Consider the following 16,293-nt stretch of genomic DNA (forward strand, 5'->3'; position numbering starts at 1 on the left):
CTGCGTGCCATCTGCCCGCGGTGTGGGCCGCACGCCTCTCGATGGTCTGAAAAAGATGCTGGATAATAAAGCATGACCCGCTTGACGGCTAGCGCCGTCGGAGACCCTTGCAATGCCTGACCAAGATGTACGCTTGCAACACCTGAAAGTTTGGCTCGATGAGCAGTTGGCAATCCTGTTCGCGGATCAGGGCTGGGGCGCCGTGCCCCCGGCCACGTTGACCGCGGCCAGCAGCGACGCGAGTTTCCGTCGCTACTTCCGTTGGGAAGGCGCCGGTCGCAGCTTCGTCGTAATGGATGCACCACCGCCACAGGAAAACTGCAAACCGTTCGTGGATATCGCGTTTTTGCTGGCGAAATCCGGAATAAATGTGCCGAAAATTTATGCCGAAGACCTCGAACGTGGATTTCTTTTGCTCAATGACCTGGGCAACAAGACTTATCTGGACGTGATCGATGGCGAAAATGCCGACGCATTGTTCAGTGACGCCCTGCAAGCGCTGCTGGCTTTTCAGCAGTTGCCGATGGTTGCACAGTTGCCGAGTTACGACGTAGCACTGCTGCGCCGTGAACTGGAACTGTTCCCCGAGTGGTACGTGAAACGCGAACTCGGCGTCGAATTCGATTCGACTCAGCAACAACAATGGCAACAGGTCAGCGATCTGTTGATCGACAGCGCTTTGGCTCAGCCGAAAGTCCTTGTGCATCGCGACTACATGCCGCGCAACCTGATGCTCAGCGAGCCGAACCCTGGCGTGCTGGATTTCCAGGATGCCGTTTACGGCCCGGTGACCTACGACGTGACGTGCCTGTTCAAGGACGCCTTCCTCAGCTGGCCTGAAGAGCGCGTGCGCGGCTGGCTGGAAAATTACTGGCAGCAAGCCTCGGCGCTGAATATTCCGGTGCAGCCGGACTTCGAAGACTTCCTGCGCGCCAGCGACCTGATGGGCGTGCAGCGCCACCTGAAAGTGATCGGCATTTTCGCGCGCATCTGCCACCGCGATGGCAAGCCGCGTTACCTGGCCGACGTGCCGCGATTCTTCTCCTATATAGAAGCAGTGATCGCCCGTCGTCCTGAACTGGCCGAGCTGCAAGCACTGTTCACCAGCCTGCGGGGTGGAGCAACAGCATGAAGGCCATGATTCTGGCGGCAGGCAAAGGCGAGCGCATGCGCCCGCTGACCCTGACCACTCCAAAACCACTGGTGCGTGCCGGCGGCGTGCCGTTGATCGAGTATCACCTGCGCGCCCTCGCGGCCGCCGGCTTTAACGAGATCGTCATCAACCATGCGTGGCTCGGTCAGCAGATCGAAGATTATCTCGGCGATGGCTCGCAGTTCGGCGTAACCATCGAGTACTCGCCGGAAGGCGAGCCACTGGAAACCGGTGGCGGAATTTTCCGTGCGTTGCCGCTGCTCGGTGACGATGCGTTTCTGGTGGTCAACGGTGATATCTGGACCGATTACGACTTCAGCGTGCTGCACCAGCCGATCAATGGTCTGGCGCATCTGGTGCTGGCGGATAATCCTGCGCATCACCCGAGCGGCGACTTCTGTCTGCTTGACGGTCAAGTCAGCGATGGCCACGCGGACGCAGCAACCCTGACCTACAGCGGTATCGCCGTGCTCCATCCGCAACTGTTCGATGGTTGTGTGGACGGTGCTTTCAAACTCGCGCCGTTGTTGCGCAAAGCCATGGCGGACGGTGAAGTCACTGGCGAGCGCTTGAAAGGCCACTGGGTGGATGTCGGCACCCACGAGCGTCTCGCTGAAGCCGAAACCCTGATAGAAGCGAGTCGCTGACATGTTGTGGCCAGGGACTCTGATTGGAGCCGGAGCGGGTTTTGCCATTGCCAGCATTCCGGGGGCCATGCTTGGGGCATTGTTGGGGCAGGCGCTGGATCGGCGTCTGCATTTGCAGAGCTGGGGGCATTTGCGCGAAAAGCTCGGCGGACGGCCGATGCTGCGCAACGACGAGTTGTTGTTTGTGCTGCTCGGGCGTCTGGCCAAGAGCGACGGTCGGGTTACCGACGGGCATATCCATCAAGCGCGCAACGAGATGCGTGCGCTGGAACTGGGTGAGCCGGCAACGCGTCGGGCGATTGCCGCGTTCAATCGCGGCAAGTCTGGCAGCGATAATCTGCGTGGTTATCTGAAGCGTCTGAGTGCGCAACCGCATGCTGCCGAAGGTGTCTTGCGCGCCTGTTGGCGAATGGTTTGGGCCGATGGCCGCGCCGGTGTCAGCGAGCGCGAGTTGCTGGCGCAGTGGGGCAAATGGCTGGGCTGGACGACGCATCAGGTGCAAGCGCTGGCCAGCGATTACGAACCAGGCAAGCGCCCGATCGTCAGTGCGGCGGTGAGTTATCAGGAGGCGATGCGCTTGCTTGGGGTGTCGGCGACCAGCGAACCGGCGCAGATCAAACGGGCCTATCGAAGACTGTTGAGCCGCCATCACCCGGACAAGGTTGCCGGCTCTGGCGCCACGGCGGCGCAGGTGCGCGAGGCGACCGAGAAGACCCGCGAGCTGCACAATGCCTACACGTTGGTTCGTGAGCGGCGGGATTTTCGCTGACCGTTGAAGATCAAAAGATCGCAGCCTTCGGCAGCTCCTACCTTGGAATGCGTTTCCTGTAGGAGTTGCCGAAGGCTGCGATCTTTTGCTTTTGCTTTTATCAGTCGGTGTTCTGCGGATTCAACCAGCCGCGCACCCGGCGGAACAATTGCTCCTGCTCAGCCTTTTTATCCGGCAACGCCTGCAGCGCCACCTGGCTGAACGCCGAAGTCTTCAAGCGCTTGCTCGCCTGCATGCGCTCCAGCGCTGCGTTGCGATCCAGCGGTTTGTCCATGTAGAAAATATCCGCAGTCGGCAGCTTCAGTGTTGGCGTCAGTTCAACCAATTCTGGCTTGGCCTTGGCAGGTGTCTGCGCATCGACCATGACAAACTTTTCGATCTGCGCGGTTTGCTTCTCGCTCAGATACCGCGCGGCCCAGTAAGCGCCGGTGCCGTGACCGAGCACGACAATGCTCCGTGCACTCTGCTGTTCGGCATAGCCGATCGCGGCATCGATGCGCGCGAAGATCCGTTCGGCATCGGCCTTGGCTTGTTCTTCGGTAGTCTCGGCAACGACCTGATCGGCCACTTCGGCTTCACCGCCGGCAGCCTGCTCGATCGGCTGCGCGGTGGTGGCATCCTTGCTGCCGGTTTCCGGCGCTTTCGGCGCAGCGGCAGGCTCGATCACGCGCGGTGCGATGGCATCGCTTTGCAGGTCGGGCAGGGTGATACTCAGGCTGCTCCACTCGGCGTCCGGCAGTTTGCGCCGCAAGGGGCCGATTGCCTGCGGCCAGTCAGCGGTTTCGCCTGCGCCAGGGATGATGATCACCGCGCCTTTGGGTTCGGCGGTGTTGGCCGGTTTCCACAGAGCGAGGAACGTATCGCTGCCCGCCTGCAATTGTTGCTGTTCTTGCGCCGGGACCTTGCGTTCCAGTGCGGCCGCCTCTTCCTGACTACGCTCAAGCAGTGGCTGGCGTTCGGCGGGTTTTTCTTCGGCAGGTTTTTCCGCCGTGGCGGCAGGTGCCGGATCGGCGGCTTCGACGGAAAACGCACAAGGCAGGAGCAGCGACAGGCACAATGCTGGCATTGCCAGGCGGTAGACAGAGGGCATCGGTTATTCCAGGCCAGAAAGTATCCCGGCAGCCTAATGGGTTGGTCAGAATTTGTCAGTGTATGAGACTTCAATGAAGCGATTTTGCTGCCTGTGGGTTATCGGCTGTTTGTGGTTTCCCTTGATGGGCTGGGCGGCGCCTGCGCCACCGACACACGCGGCGCAGCTGTCGGCGAGCCAGCAGCAATGGCTGGCGCAGCACGATGAATTGCGCGTCGGACTGGTGTTGCAGGCGCCGTATGCAACCTACGATCGACGCCTGCAGCGGCTGTCGGGGGCCAACGTCGAGTTGATGAAGTTGCTGGCCAAGGCGCTCAATGTCGAGCTGAGCTGGCGCAATTTTCAAGACCTGGCGCAACTGGAAACGGCGCTGCGCGACGGCGAAATCGACATCGCTCCCGGCCTGAGCCAGACCCCGAGCGCGCTGCGCCTGTGGCAGTTTTCCGATCCGTACATGCGCGTGCCACAACTGATTGTCAGCGATCAGAAAGCCGGCGCTGTAGTCGATCTGGAAAAACTCGACAGCCAAACCCGCGTGGCCGTGCGCATGCCGAGTACCACGGCCGATTACCTGCGTGGCAACTATCCGCATCTGAACCTGCAAGGCGTGCCGCTGGAGCGTCAGGCGCTGCAGTTGCTGTTGAGTCAGCAGGCGGCTTACGCGGTGGTCGATGAGGCGCAGCTCGGGCGCCTGTCCGCAGAACCGGAGTTCGCCGAGTTGGTGGTGGTCGGTGATATCGGACTGCCGCAGTTGTTGCGGGTCGCCTCGCGCCGCGACTGGCCGGAACTGGCCGGCATCGTCCAGAGTGCTTTGCGCGCAATCCCGGCCAAGGATCTGGAGCAACTGCACAATCAATGGCTGCAACCGAAATACCCGCGACTCTCAGAGTCACCGGGGTTCTGGCAGAACCTCAGCCTGTTGTTCGCGGTGATGCTGCTCAGTTGCGTGGCGATTGTGTTCTGGCAGCGGCGTCAGCAGCACAGCCTTGAACAACGCTTGCTCGCCGCGCGGGAAGACATCGCCTTGCGCGCCGCCAGCGAAGAGGCTTTGCGGCTGACACAGTTTTCTATCGATCAAAGCACCGTCGGCATCCTCTGGGTCAATTGGGACAGCCATGTGCGTTACGCCAACCGTGCGGCCGAAGTCATGCTCGGTTATCCCGCGGGCGGGTTGATCGAGCGACCGCTGATCGATTTCGAGCCGGGTCTGCACATGGATCGTTGGCTCAATTTGTGGAAGCGCGCACGGGCCAGTGAAGAGGGGCCGCTGAGTTTCGAGACCAGTTGCGTGCGCGCCGATGGCAGTGTTTTGCCGGCGGATGTGTCGCTGAGTTTCCTGCGCTTTCGCGACAGCGAATACCTGGTGGTGTACCTCACCGACGTCACCGAACGCCGTCGGGCATTGGCGGCGTTGCAGGAAAGCGAGGCGCGTCTGCAAGGCATCGCCGCCAACGTGCCGGGGTTGGTATTTCGTTTGGAGCGGGCGCCAGTGACCGGGCAGATCGACTTTGCCTACATCAGCGAGGGCAGCGAAAGTCTGGTCGGCTACGCGCCCGCCGCCATTGCCCATCGCGACATGGGCCTGCGCAGTCTGGTGCACCCGGACGACAAGGCCAGTTATCACCGCACTCAAGATCAGGCGCTGGACACCGACAGCGACTGGTCGTGGCAGGGGCGAATCCTCACCCGTCAGGGCGAGCAGCGCTGGGCCGAGATCAAGGCGATTACCCGGCAACTCGAGGATGGCGCTTACGTCTGGGACGGCATCGTCTGGGACATCAGCGAAAGCAAACGCATCGAGCTGGAGCTGGCGGCGTCGCGCGAGCAACTGCGTGAACTGTCGGCGCACCTTGAGAGCGTGCGTGAAGAAGAGAAGGCGCGCATCGCCCGCGAGGTTCACGATGAACTGGGGCAGATGCTCACGGTGCTGAAACTGGAGACATCAATGTGCGAATTGGCCTACGCGCAACTCGACCCCGGTCTGAACGAACGGCTGAACAGCATGAAGCGCCTGATCGCCCAGTTGTTCCAGTTGGTGCGGGATGTCGCGACGGCGTTGCGCCCACCGATTCTCGATGCCGGGATCGCGTCGGCGATCGAGTGGCAGGCGCGGCGATTTGAAGCGCGCACACAGATTCCGTGTCTGGTGCAGGTGCCGGACAATTTACCAGCGCTGAGTGATGCCAAGGCCATCGGGTTGTTCCGGATTTTGCAGGAAGCGCTGACCAACGTGATGCGCCATGCCCAGGCGCATACTGTGGAACTGACACTGGAGCTTGCGGGCGACGAATTGTGTCTGACGGTCAGTGATGATGGCGTAGGATTTGTCGCCGCTACCGGTCGGCCAACGTCGTTTGGATTGGTCGGCATGCGTGAGAGGGTGCTGATCATGGGCGGGCGGTTGGAGCTGGAGAGTGAGCCGGGGGAGGGCACCAGTCTGGTGGTGCGGGTGCCGGTGAGTGAGGTCTGAAAGTCTGTGGTGTTTGAGCTGACGCTATCGCGAGCAGGCTCACTCCTACAGGGATTAGTGTTTGCCTGAAGTCTGGAGAAAAAATTTGATCCGTGTACTGGTAGCCGAAGACCACACCATCGTCCGCGAAGGCATCAAGCAATTGATCGGCCTGGCCAAGGATCTGCAAGTGGTGGGCGAGGCGAGCAATGGCGAACAACTGCTCGAAACCCTGCGCCATGTACCGTGCGAAGTGGTGCTGCTCGACATCTCCATGCCCGGGGTCAATGGTCTGGAGGCGATCCCGCGCATCCGTGCATTGAACAACCCGCCAGCGATTCTGGTGTTGTCGATGCACGACGAAGCGCAGATGGCTGCGCGAGCGCTGAAGGTTGGCGCCGCCGGTTACGCGACCAAGGACAGCGATCCGGCACTCTTGCTCACAGCGATCCGCAAAGTCGCGGCGGGCGGGCGCTACATCGATCCGGATCTGGCCGACCGCATGGTCTTCGAAGTCGGCCTGACCGATGCCCGGCCATTGCATTCGTTGCTGTCCGAACGCGAATTTTCGGTGTTCGAGCGCCTGGCCCAGGGCGCCAACGTCAACGACATCGCCCAGCAATTGGCCCTGAGCAGTAAAACCATCAGCACCCACAAAGCGCGGCTGATGCAAAAGCTCAACATCACCTCCTTGGCCGAACTGGTCAAATACGCGATGGAGCACAAACTCCTCTAAACACACCGCAAAAACCTGTGGGAGCTGGCTTGCCAGCGATAAGGGCATGTCAGTCATATCGATGTCGGCTGACTCACCGCTATCGCTGGCAAGCCAGCTCCCACAGGGTTCTCTGTGTAGCCTGAGAATGCAGGCATATCCATTAGCGACAGGCGCTTTTGCTTGTTCTTGCGGCTCGCAGCTTGTCACTCGCCACTGCCGTATCCATTAGCGCCATCGTTGTAGGGCAATCCCTACCCCCAACCTTCCATCCGGCTGAGGCGATTCTCTCCTGCGCCCCGATTTGCGCGCCTGTCAGCAACCACTAGGCTTAATCCACAAGCAGTCATCAACAACAAAGGTGTGGGTATGAGCCAGGTCGATTCAAACGCAGGGGCCAGTGATGTGCTGGTCAGCTTTCGTGGAGTGCAGAAGAGCTACGACGGCGAGAACCTGATCGTCAAAGACCTCAACCTGGACATTCGCAAAGGCGAATTCCTCACCCTGCTCGGGCCGTCCGGTTCCGGCAAGACCACCAGCCTGATGATGCTCGCCGGTTTCGAAACGCCGACCGCTGGCGAAATTCTGCTGGCCGGGCGCTCGATCAATAACGTGCCGCCGCACAAGCGCGACATCGGCATGGTGTTCCAGAACTACGCGCTGTTCCCGCACATGACCGTGGCCGAAAACCTCGCGTTCCCGTTGACGGTGCGTGGCCTGAACAAAAGCGATGTCAGCGACCGCGTGAAGAAAGTCCTCAGCATGGTTCAGCTCGACGCATTCGCTTCCCGCTACCCCGCGCAGTTGTCCGGTGGCCAGCAGCAACGGGTGGCACTGGCCCGTGCGCTGGTGTTCGAACCGCAACTGGTGCTGATGGACGAACCCCTCGGTGCCCTCGACAAACAATTGCGTGAACACATGCAGATGGAAATCAAACACCTGCACCAGCGCCTCGGTGTGACCGTGGTCTACGTGACCCACGATCAGGGCGAAGCGCTGACCATGTCCGACCGCGTCGCGGTATTCCACCAAGGCGAAATCCAGCAGATTGCGCCGCCCCGCACCCTTTACGAAGAACCGAAAAACACCTTCGTCGCCAACTTCATCGGCGAGAACAACCGGCTCAACGGCCGCTTGCTCAGCCAGAGCGGCGAGCGTTGCGTGGTCGAGTTGGGCCGTGGCGAAAAGGTCGAGGCGCTGGCGGTCAACGTCGGCCAGACCGGCGAGCCGGTGACCCTGTCGATCCGTCCGGAGCGCGTCAGCCTCAACGGTTCGAGCGATCAATGCGTCAACCGCTTCTCAGGGAGGGTGGCGGAATTCATCTATCTGGGCGACCACGTCCGGGTGCGCCTGGAAGTCTGCGGCAAGACCGACTTCTTCGTGAAACAACCGATTGCCGAGCTCGATCCTGCGCTCGCCGTCGGTGACGTGGTTCCGCTTGGCTGGCAGGTCGAGCACGTACGTGCTCTCGACCCACTTCTAGAGGCGCATTAATCGCCCCGGCAATACCAACACCAACCCTGCACGTGGAGAGAACAATAAATGTTGAGATCCCTGAAGTTCACCGCCCTGACCCTGGGCCTGATGGGTGCGGCAAGCGCAATGGCCGCTGGCCCGGATTTGACCGTGGTGTCGTTTGGCGGGGCGAACAAGGCGGCGCAAGTCAAAGCCTTCTACGCACCGTGGGAAGCGGCGGGCAACGGCAAGATCGTCGCTGGCGAATACAACGGCGAAATGGCCAAAGTCAAAGCCATGGTCGACACCAAGAGCGTGTCGTGGGACTTGGTGGAAGTTGAATCGCCAGAACTGTCCCGTGGTTGCGACGAAGACATGTTCGAACAACTCGACCCGGCACTGTTCGGCAAGACCGAAGACTACGTCAAAGGCGCGATTCAGCCATGCGGCGTGGGCTTCTTCGTTTGGTCGACCGTACTGGCTTACAACGCCGACAAGCTGAAAACCGCGCCAACCAGCTGGGCCGATTTCTGGGACACCAAGAAATTCCCGGGCAAGCGTGGCCTGCGCAAAGGCGCCAAGTACACCCTCGAATTCGCTTTGATGGCCGATGGTGTGGCGCCGAAAGACGTCTACAAAGAGCTGGCGAGCAAGGGTGGTCAGGATCGTGCGTTCAAGAAACTTGATGAGCTGAAGCCGAACATCCAATGGTGGGAAGCCGGCGCACAACCACCGCAGTATCTCGCCTCCGGTGACGTGGTGATGAGCTCGGCCTACAACGGTCGCATCGCTGCCGTGCAGAAAGAATCCAACCTGAAAGTGGTGTGGAACGGTGGCATCTACGACTTCGACGCCTGGGCGATCCCGAAAGGTCTCGACGCCAAGCGTGCCGAAGCGGCGAAGAAATTCATCGCCTACTCCGTGCAGCCGCAGCAGCAGAAGACCTACTCGGAAAACATCGCCTACGGCCCGGCCAACACCCAAGCCGTACCGCTGCTGGCCAAGGATGTCCTGAAAGACATGCCGACCACCCCGGAAAACATCGCCAACCAGGTGCAGATCGACGTCAGCTTCTGGGCTGACAACGGCGAGCAACTGGAGCAGCGCTTCAACTCCTGGGCTGCGAAGTAACCGAGCATACGGGCCGACGCCTTTCCGGATGATCGTTCCCACGCTCTGCGTGGGAATGCCGCCCGGGACGCTCCGCGTCCCTGTGTGACGCAGAGCGTCACTGGATTCATTTCCACGCGGAGCGTGGGAACGATCATGTGTAGCTATCAATAACAAAGGTGGTTTGCCACCTCTGTAACGATCAAAGATTTGCGGAGTACGTCATGGCCATCGCCGTTCCCCTGAACGAGGGCAACAGCCCCACCTTGAAGCAGAAGCTCAAGCGCGCCGAGCGGGTCAACCGCTGGAAGGCTCAAGCGCTGATTGCGCCGTTGGTGCTGTTTCTGTTGCTGGTGTTTCTGGTGCCGATCGTGGCGCTGCTCTACAAAAGTGTTGGCAACCCCGAAGTGGTCGGCGGCATGCCGCGCACTGTGGCGGCCATCGCCAGTTGGGACGGCCGTGGCCTGCCCGCTGAACCGGTCTACAAAGCCGCTGGCGAAGACCTCGCCGAAGCACGCAAAAACCAGACGCTGGGCGATCTGTCCAAGCGCTTGAACATGGAGTTGGCCGGCTATCGCAGCCTGCTGACCAAAACTGCCCGGGCGCTGCCCTTCGCCAGCGAACCGGCCTCTTATAAAGAAGCCCTCGAAGGCCTCGATGAGCGCTGGGGCGACCCGGCCTATTGGCAAGCGGTCAAACGCAACACCAGCAGCATCACCCCGTATTACCTGCTGGCGGCGGTCGATCACCGCATCGACGACCTCGGCGAAATCGCCCCGGCCACCCCGGATCAGGCGATTTACCTCGACATCTTCGCCCGCACCTTCTGGATGGGCCTGGTGATCACCGTGATCTGCCTGGTGCTCGCCTATCCACTAGCGTATCTGCTGGCGAACCTGCCATCGCGGCAAAGTAACCTGCTGATGATTCTGGTGCTGCTGCCGTTCTGGACATCGATTCTGGTGCGCGTCGCGGCGTGGATCGTGCTGCTGCAATCGGGCGGTCTGATCAACAGCGGCCTGATGGCCATGGGCATCATCGATAAGCCGCTGGAACTGGTGTTCAACCGCACCGGCGTATACATCTCGATGGTGCACATCCTGCTGCCGTTCATGATCCTGCCGATCTACAGCGTGATGAAAGGCATCTCGCCGACCTACATGCGTGCGGCGATTTCCCTCGGCTGCCACCCGTTCGCCAGTTTCTGGCGGGTGTACTTCCCGCAGACCTACGCCGGTGTCGGCGCCGGTTGTCTGCTGGTGTTCATCCTCGCCATCGGCTACTACATCACCCCGGCGCTGCTCGGCAGCCCGAACGATCAAATGGTCAGCTACTTCGTCGCCTTCTACACCAACACCAGCATCAATTGGGGCATGGCCACCGCGCTGGGCGGGCTGTTGCTGCTGGCGACCGTGGTGCTTTATCTGATTTACAGCTGGTTGGTGGGCGCCAGTCGCCTGCGCCTGAGCTAAGGGGAATTCGAGATGCTGAGTCCTTACATGTCGCCCATCGAACGGGTGTGGTTCTACAGCCTGCGGATCCTCTGCGGCCTGATTCTGTTGTTCCTGATTCTGCCGGTGCTGGTGATCATCCCACTGTCGTTCAACTCGGGGAGTTTTCTGGTGTACCCGCTGCAGGGCTTTTCGCTGCAGTGGTATCACGACTTCTTCGCCTCGGCGGAATGGATGCGCGCGCTGAAGAACAGCATCATCGTTGCTCCGGCGGCGACGGTGCTGGCGATGATCTTCGGTACGCTGGCGGCGATTGGCCTGACTCGCGGCGACTTTCCCGGCAAAGCGCTGGTAATGGCGCTGGTGATTTCACCGATGGTGGTGCCGGTGGTGATCATTGGTGTGGCGAGTTATCTGTTCTTCGCGCCATTGGGCCTGGGCAACAGCTTCTTCTCGCTGATCGTGGTGCACGCGGTGCTGGGTGTGCCGTTTGTGATCATCACCGTGTCGGCGACGTTGCAGGGGTTCAATCACAATCTGGTGCGGGCGGCGGCGAGTCTGGGTGCATCGCCGTTGACCGCATTCCGTCGGGTGACCTTGCCGCTGATTGCGCCGGGGGTGATTTCCGGGGCGCTGTTCGCCTTTGCGACATCGTTTGATGAGGTGGTGGTGACGTTGTTTCTTGCGGGGCCTGAGCAGGCGACATTGCCTCGGCAGATGTTCAGCGGGATTCGCGAAAACCTCAGCCCGACGATTGCCGCTGCAGCGACGTTGCTGATCGCGTTCTCGGTCATTCTGCTGCTGACCCTGGAATGGTTGCGTGGGCGCAGCGAAAAACTGCGTACTGCTCAGGTCTGACGCTGATCGTTCCCACGCTCTGCGTGGGAATGCCTCTCGGGACGCTCCGCGTTCCCGCTCGAGGATGGGACGCAGAGCGTCCCCGGCTGTATTCCCACGCAGAGCGTGGGAACAATCAGGGAGTACCGTCCTCGCGACTGGGTTATTCATGACCTGAATAGCAGACAACCCCAAATCCCCAGCTAATCTTGTGCCCAGCTCCCACATCTATAAGAGGCTGCGCACGATGAGTCTGTCCCAGTTCAAAATCGCTCACAAACTGATCACCGGCGCTGCCGCCATCGAGCAACTGGCCGCCGAACTCACACGCCTCGACATCGACAACCCACTGATCGTCACCGACGCCGCGCTGGTCAAATCCGGCACCGTCGAGCTGGCGCTGTGCCAATTGGGCGGGCGCGAGTACGAGATTTTCGACCGCGTCCTGCCCGACCCGGAAATCGCCATCGTCGAAGACTGCATGCGCGTTTACCGCGAAGGTGGACACGACGGCTTGATCGGCCTCGGCGGCGGCAGTGCCATCGACATCGCCAAAAGTGTTGCCGCCTATGCCGGTTACCACGGCGCGCTGGAAGATCTGTTCGGCGTCGACCAGGTGCCGCGCAAAGGCCCGCCGCTGATCGCCATCCCGACCACCGCCGGCACTGGTTCTGAAGTCACCAACGTCGCAATTCTCTCGGACAAAGTCGCGCAGCTGAAGAAAGGCATCGTCAGCGACTATCTCTTGCCGGACGTCGCGCTGGTCAGCCCGCAAATGACCCTGACTTGCCCACGCAGCGTCACCGCCGCCAGTGGCGTCGATGCGTTGGTGCACGCCATCGAATCCTATTTGTCGGTGAACGCCTCGCCGATCACCGATTCCCTCGCCATCGGCGCGATCAAACTGATCGCCAAAGCCCTGCCCAAGGCCTACGCCAACGGCGCCAACCTGCAAGCCCGCGAAGACATGGCTACTGCCAGCCTGATGGCCGGCATGGCGTTCGGTAATGCCGGGGTCGGCGCGGTGCATGCGCTGGCGTATCCGCTGGGCGGGCGTTTCAACATCGCCCATGGCGTGAGTAATGCCTTGCTGCTGCCGTATGTCATGACCTGGAACAAGATGGCCTGCCTCGAACGGATGCAGGATATTGCCGAAGCCATGGGGGTGAAGACCGCTCATCTGAGTGCCGCCGAAGCCGCCGACAAAGCCGTGCAGGCGATGACCGATTTGTGCACAGCGGTGGAAATTCCTGCGGGCCTGCGCAGTTTTGGTGTCCCGGAAGAGGCGATCCCGGCCATGGCGGCAGAAGCCGCGGGCATCGAACGCTTGATGCGCAACAACCCGCGCAAGTTAAGCGCCGTCGATATCGAGAAGATCTACCGAGCGGCGTACTGATCATCGCGGTCACGGTGCGCGCAGCAATGCATGAGGCTACAATGCGCGCCATCGTGATTTAGCTCAGAAAAGGTGCGTCATGCAGCCCTTCGTAATTGCTCCGTCGATTCTCTCCGCCGACTTCGCCCGCCTCGGCGAGGAAGTGGACAACGTTCTCGCCGCTGGCGCCGACTTCGTCCACTTCGACGTCATGGACAACCACTACGTGCCTAACCTGACCATCGGTCCGATGGTCTGCGCCGCGTTGCGCAAGTACGGCGTCACCGCGCCGATCGACGCGCACCTGATGGTCAGCCCGGTGGATCGTATCGTTGGCGACTTCATCGAAGCCGGCGCGACCTACATCACCTTCCACCCGGAAGCCACGCTGCACGTTGATCGTTCGCTGCAACTGATCCGTGAAGGCGGCTGCAAATCCGGTCTGGTGTTCAACCCGGCGACCCCGCTGGACGTGCTCAAATACGTGATCGACAAGGTCGACATGGTCTTGCTGATGAGCGTTAACCCGGGCTTCGGCGGGCAGAAATTCATTCCTGGCACCCTCGACAAGCTGCGCGAAGCGCGGGCGATCATCGATGCCTCGGGCCGTGATATCCGTCTGGAAATCGACGGCGGCGTCAACGTCAACAACATCCGCGAAATCGCCGCGGCTGGCGCTGACACCTTTGTCGCCGGCTCGGCAATCTTCAATGCCCCGAACTATCAGGAAGTCATCGACAAGATGCGTTCCGAACTGGCGCTGGCGCGCCCATGAGCGGGTTTGAGCAGCTGTTCCCGGGAAAACTGCCACGGCTGGTGATGTTCGATCTGGATGGCACGCTGATCGACTCGGTTCCAGACCTGGCAGCGGCGGTGGACACCATGCTGCTCTCCCTCGGCCGCCAGCCTGCGGGCATCGAAGCGGTGCGCGAGTGGGTAGGCAACGGCGCGCCAGTGCTGGTGCGCCGCGCTCTGGCCGGTGGCATCGATCATTCGACGGTGGATGACGTCGAGGCCGAGCAAGCGCTGGATGTGTTCATGGAAGCTTACGGCGCCAGCCATGAGCTGACCGTGGTCTATCCCGGCGTGCGCGACACCCTCAAATGGCTGCACAAACAAGGCGTAGCCATGGCGCTGATCACCAACAAGCCCGAGCGTTTCGTCGCGCCGCTGCTGGATCAGATGAAGATCGGCCGCTATTTCAAGTGGATCATCGGCGGCGATACCTTGCCGCAGAAGAAGCCTGATCCGGCGGCGCTGTTCTTCGTGATGAAAATGGCCAACATCCCGGCCTCGCAATCGTTGTTCGTCGGCGACTCGCGCAGCGATGTGCTGGCGGCGAAAGCGGCGGGGGTCAAATGCGTGGCGCTGAGTTATGGCTACAACCATGGCCGGCCGATTGCCGAAGAATCGCCGGCACTGGTGATCGACGATCTGCGCAAGCTAATTCCCGGTTGCCTCGTTACGGCCGCTGAGATAACGTTGCCCGACGCTTCTCAATCCCCTTCTGGAAACGCCATCGTGGTGGTCACTCGCAAACTCTGGATGAAAGTCATCAAGGCCCTGGCCCGCTGGCGTTGGCGCGCCTGACTTGTTCCTGGCCGGCCTGCCGGCGCGTTTGCATACCTGACTGATTTGCCCCTCACACCACGAGGCACCTTATGATCCGCGAAGAATTCCTGCGCTTGGCCGCTGACGGCTACAACCGCATCCCGTTGGCCTGCGAAACCCTGGCCGACTTCGACACGCCGCTGTCGATCTACCTGAAACTGGCCGACCAGCCCAACTCTTACCTGCTCGAATCGGTGCAGGGCGGCGAGAAGTGGGGCCGTTACTCGATCATCGGTCTGCCATGCCGCACGGTCATGCGCGTTCACGATCATCACGTCAGCATCACCGTTGATGGCGTTGAAACCGAAAGCCACGATGTTGAAGACCCGTTGGCCTTCGTCGAAACCTTCAAGGCGCGCTACAACGTGCCGACCATCGCTGGTCTGCCGCGCTTCAACGGTGGTCTGGTCGGTTACTTCGGTTACGACTGCGTGCGCTACGTCGAGAAGCGTCTAGGCAAGTGCCCGAACCCGGATCCGCTGGGCGTGCCGGACATTCTGCTGATGGTTTCCGACGCTGTTGTGGTGTTCGATAACCTCGCCGGCAAGATGCACGCGATCGTCCTCGCCGACCCTGCGCAGGCCGATGCCTTCGAACAAGGTCAGGCACGTTTGCAGGAATTGCTCGAGCAACTGCGCCAGCCGATCACCCCGCGCCGTGGTCTGGACTTCAGCAAACAGCAATCGGCTGATCCGGTGTTCCGTTCGAGTTTCACTCAGGACGATTACGAAAAAGCCGTCGACACCATCAAGGAATACATCCTGGCCGGTGACTGTATGCAGGTCGTGCCGTCGCAGCGCATGTCGATCGACTTCAAGGCTGCACCGATCGATCTGTACCGCGCCCTGCGTTGCTTCAACCCGACGCCGTACATGTACTTTTTCAACTTCGGTGATTTCCATGTCGTCGGCAGTTCGCCGGAAGTGCTGGTGCGCGTCGAAGACAACCTGATCACCGTGCGCCCGATTGCCGGTACTCGCCCACGCGGCGCGACCGAAGAAGCCGATGTGGCGCTGGAAGAAGATCTGCTGTCGGACGACAAAGAGATCGCCGAGCACTTGATGCTGATCGATCTGGGTCGTAACGACACCGGTCGCGTTTCGGAAATCGGTTCGGTGAAACTCACCGAGAAGATGGTCATCGAGCGTTATTCCAACGTGATGCACATCGTCTCCAACGTTACCGGCCAGTTGAAACAGGGGCTGACGGCGATGGACGCACTGCGGGCGATTCTGCCGGCTGGCACCTTGTCCGGTGCACCGAAAATTCGTGCGATGGAAATCATCGACGAACTGGAACCGGTCAAGCGTGGTGTGTATGGCGGCGCGGTCGGTTACTTCGCCTGGAACGGCAACATGGACACCGCGATTGCCATTCGCACCGCAGTGATCAAGAACGGCGAACTGCACGTGCAGGCCGGTGGCGGCATCGTCGCCGACTCGGTGCCGGCACTGGAATGGGAAGAAACCCTGAACAAACGCCGCGCGATGTTCCGCGCCGTCGCCCTGGCCGAGCAAACTCCGGAAGCCTGAGTCCACACAAAACCTTTGTAGGAGTGAGCCTGCTCGCGATAGCGGTGGGTCAGTCAACAAATCTGTTGAATGTTAATCCGCAATCGCGAGCAGGCTCAC

14 protein-coding genes are annotated in these 16,293 nt (G+C 60.8%); 13 read left to right on the forward strand and 1 reads right to left on the reverse strand.

Annotation, left to right across the window (positions count from 1 at the left end; all coding sequences use genetic code 11):
* Positions 1-112: 112 nt before the first annotated feature.
* From EJA71_RS00160 to EJA71_RS00170, 3 genes are read left to right on the forward strand one after another with little or no spacing between them, the layout of a single operon-like run.
* Complete coding sequence (locus EJA71_RS00160; RefSeq protein ID WP_158953261.1) at positions 113-1,132, forward strand: aminoglycoside phosphotransferase family protein; 1,020 nt, start codon at positions 113-115, stop codon at positions 1,130-1,132.
* Positions 1,129-1,800, forward strand: coding sequence for an N-acetylmuramate alpha-1-phosphate uridylyltransferase MurU (gene murU, locus EJA71_RS00165; protein WP_158953263.1), 672 nt, complete (start codon positions 1,129-1,131; stop codon positions 1,798-1,800). Before EJA71_RS00160 ends, murU begins: the two co-directional genes overlap by 4 nt.
* 1 nt (position 1,801) lies before the next feature.
* Positions 1,802-2,569: a DnaJ domain-containing protein gene (locus tag EJA71_RS00170; protein WP_158953265.1), complete on the forward strand. Its 768-nt coding sequence runs from the start codon at positions 1,802-1,804 to the stop codon at positions 2,567-2,569.
* 100 nt (positions 2,570-2,669) lie between these two features.
* On the opposite strand, the gene EJA71_RS00175 is transcribed toward EJA71_RS00170, so the two are convergent.
* Positions 2,670-3,659: an alpha/beta hydrolase family protein gene (locus EJA71_RS00175; RefSeq protein WP_158953267.1), complete on the reverse strand. Its 990-nt coding sequence runs from the start codon at positions 3,657-3,659 to the stop codon at positions 2,670-2,672.
* A gap of 73 nt (positions 3,660-3,732) precedes the next feature.
* On the opposite strand from EJA71_RS00175, the gene EJA71_RS00180 reads away from it, so the two are divergent.
* The 10 genes from EJA71_RS00180 (at position 3,733) to trpE (ending at position 16,194) form a co-directional block, all read left to right on the forward strand.
* Entirely contained in the window at positions 3,733-6,129 is a 2,397-nt protein-coding gene (locus EJA71_RS00180) for a PAS domain S-box protein (RefSeq protein ID WP_158953269.1), read from the forward strand.
* Between the two features lie 85 nt (positions 6,130-6,214).
* Complete coding sequence (locus EJA71_RS00185; protein WP_008085218.1) at positions 6,215-6,844, forward strand: response regulator transcription factor; 630 nt, start codon at positions 6,215-6,217, stop codon at positions 6,842-6,844.
* Positions 6,845-7,192: 348 nt separating this feature from the next.
* Positions 7,193-8,317, forward strand: a complete 1,125-nt coding sequence (locus EJA71_RS00190) for an ABC transporter ATP-binding protein (RefSeq protein WP_158953271.1) — start codon at positions 7,193-7,195, stop codon at positions 8,315-8,317.
* A gap of 48 nt (positions 8,318-8,365) precedes the next feature.
* Entirely contained in the window at positions 8,366-9,409 is a 1,044-nt protein-coding gene (locus EJA71_RS00195) for an ABC transporter substrate-binding protein (protein WP_016983607.1), read from the forward strand.
* A 203-nt stretch (positions 9,410-9,612) separates the two neighbouring features.
* The gene (locus EJA71_RS00200; RefSeq protein WP_158953273.1) at positions 9,613-10,860 is read left to right on the forward strand and encodes an ABC transporter permease; all 1,248 of its coding nucleotides are present in this window, start codon (positions 9,613-9,615) and stop codon (positions 10,858-10,860) included.
* Between the two features lie 12 nt (positions 10,861-10,872).
* On the forward strand, positions 10,873-11,697 hold the full coding sequence (locus tag EJA71_RS00205; RefSeq protein WP_008084123.1) for an ABC transporter permease: 825 nt from the start codon (positions 10,873-10,875) through the stop codon (positions 11,695-11,697).
* A gap of 226 nt (positions 11,698-11,923) precedes the next feature.
* Positions 11,924-13,072 carry an iron-containing alcohol dehydrogenase gene (locus tag EJA71_RS00210; RefSeq protein ID WP_158953275.1) on the forward strand — a complete coding sequence of 383 codons (1,149 nt, stop codon included), beginning with the start codon at positions 11,924-11,926 and terminating at the stop codon, positions 13,070-13,072.
* A 79-nt stretch (positions 13,073-13,151) separates the two neighbouring features.
* Positions 13,152-13,826: a ribulose-phosphate 3-epimerase gene (gene rpe / locus EJA71_RS00215; RefSeq protein WP_007918813.1), complete on the forward strand. Its 675-nt coding sequence runs from the start codon at positions 13,152-13,154 to the stop codon at positions 13,824-13,826.
* On the forward strand, positions 13,823-14,641 hold the full coding sequence (locus EJA71_RS00220) for a phosphoglycolate phosphatase (protein WP_158953277.1): 819 nt from the start codon (positions 13,823-13,825) through the stop codon (positions 14,639-14,641). The genes rpe and EJA71_RS00220 overlap by 4 nt, the downstream gene beginning before the upstream one ends.
* Before the next feature lie 71 nt (positions 14,642-14,712).
* Complete coding sequence (trpE, locus tag EJA71_RS00225) at positions 14,713-16,194, forward strand: anthranilate synthase component I (protein WP_158953279.1); 1,482 nt, start codon at positions 14,713-14,715, stop codon at positions 16,192-16,194.
* Positions 16,195-16,293 lie beyond the last annotated feature (99 nt).

Origin of the sequence: Pseudomonas sp. PB106 (assembly GCF_009764645.1) — a bacterium.
GTDB lineage: Bacteria > Pseudomonadota > Gammaproteobacteria > Pseudomonadales > Pseudomonadaceae > Aquipseudomonas.

Coding starts and splice junctions, on each gene's coding strand:
- EJA71_RS00160 (WP_158953261.1), top strand. CDS start 113: ATGCCTGACCAAGATGTACGCTTGCAACACCTGAAAGTTTGGCTCGAT.
- murU (WP_158953263.1), top strand. CDS start 1,129: ATGAAGGCCATGATTCTGGCGGCAGGCAAAGGCGAGCGCATGCGCCCG.
- EJA71_RS00170 (WP_158953265.1), top strand. CDS start 1,802: ATGTTGTGGCCAGGGACTCTGATTGGAGCCGGAGCGGGTTTTGCCATT.
- EJA71_RS00175 (WP_158953267.1), bottom strand. CDS start 3,659: ATGCCCTCTGTCTACCGCCTGGCAATGCCAGCATTGTGCCTGTCGCTG.
- EJA71_RS00180 (WP_158953269.1), top strand. CDS start 3,733: ATGAAGCGATTTTGCTGCCTGTGGGTTATCGGCTGTTTGTGGTTTCCC.
- EJA71_RS00190 (WP_158953271.1), top strand. CDS start 7,193: ATGAGCCAGGTCGATTCAAACGCAGGGGCCAGTGATGTGCTGGTCAGC.
- EJA71_RS00195 (WP_016983607.1), top strand. CDS start 8,366: ATGTTGAGATCCCTGAAGTTCACCGCCCTGACCCTGGGCCTGATGGGT.
- EJA71_RS00200 (WP_158953273.1), top strand. CDS start 9,613: ATGGCCATCGCCGTTCCCCTGAACGAGGGCAACAGCCCCACCTTGAAG.
- EJA71_RS00205 (WP_008084123.1), top strand. CDS start 10,873: ATGCTGAGTCCTTACATGTCGCCCATCGAACGGGTGTGGTTCTACAGC.
- EJA71_RS00210 (WP_158953275.1), top strand. CDS start 11,924: ATGAGTCTGTCCCAGTTCAAAATCGCTCACAAACTGATCACCGGCGCT.
- rpe (WP_007918813.1), top strand. CDS start 13,152: ATGCAGCCCTTCGTAATTGCTCCGTCGATTCTCTCCGCCGACTTCGCC.
- EJA71_RS00220 (WP_158953277.1), top strand. CDS start 13,823: ATGAGCGGGTTTGAGCAGCTGTTCCCGGGAAAACTGCCACGGCTGGTG.
- trpE (WP_158953279.1), top strand. CDS start 14,713: ATGATCCGCGAAGAATTCCTGCGCTTGGCCGCTGACGGCTACAACCGC.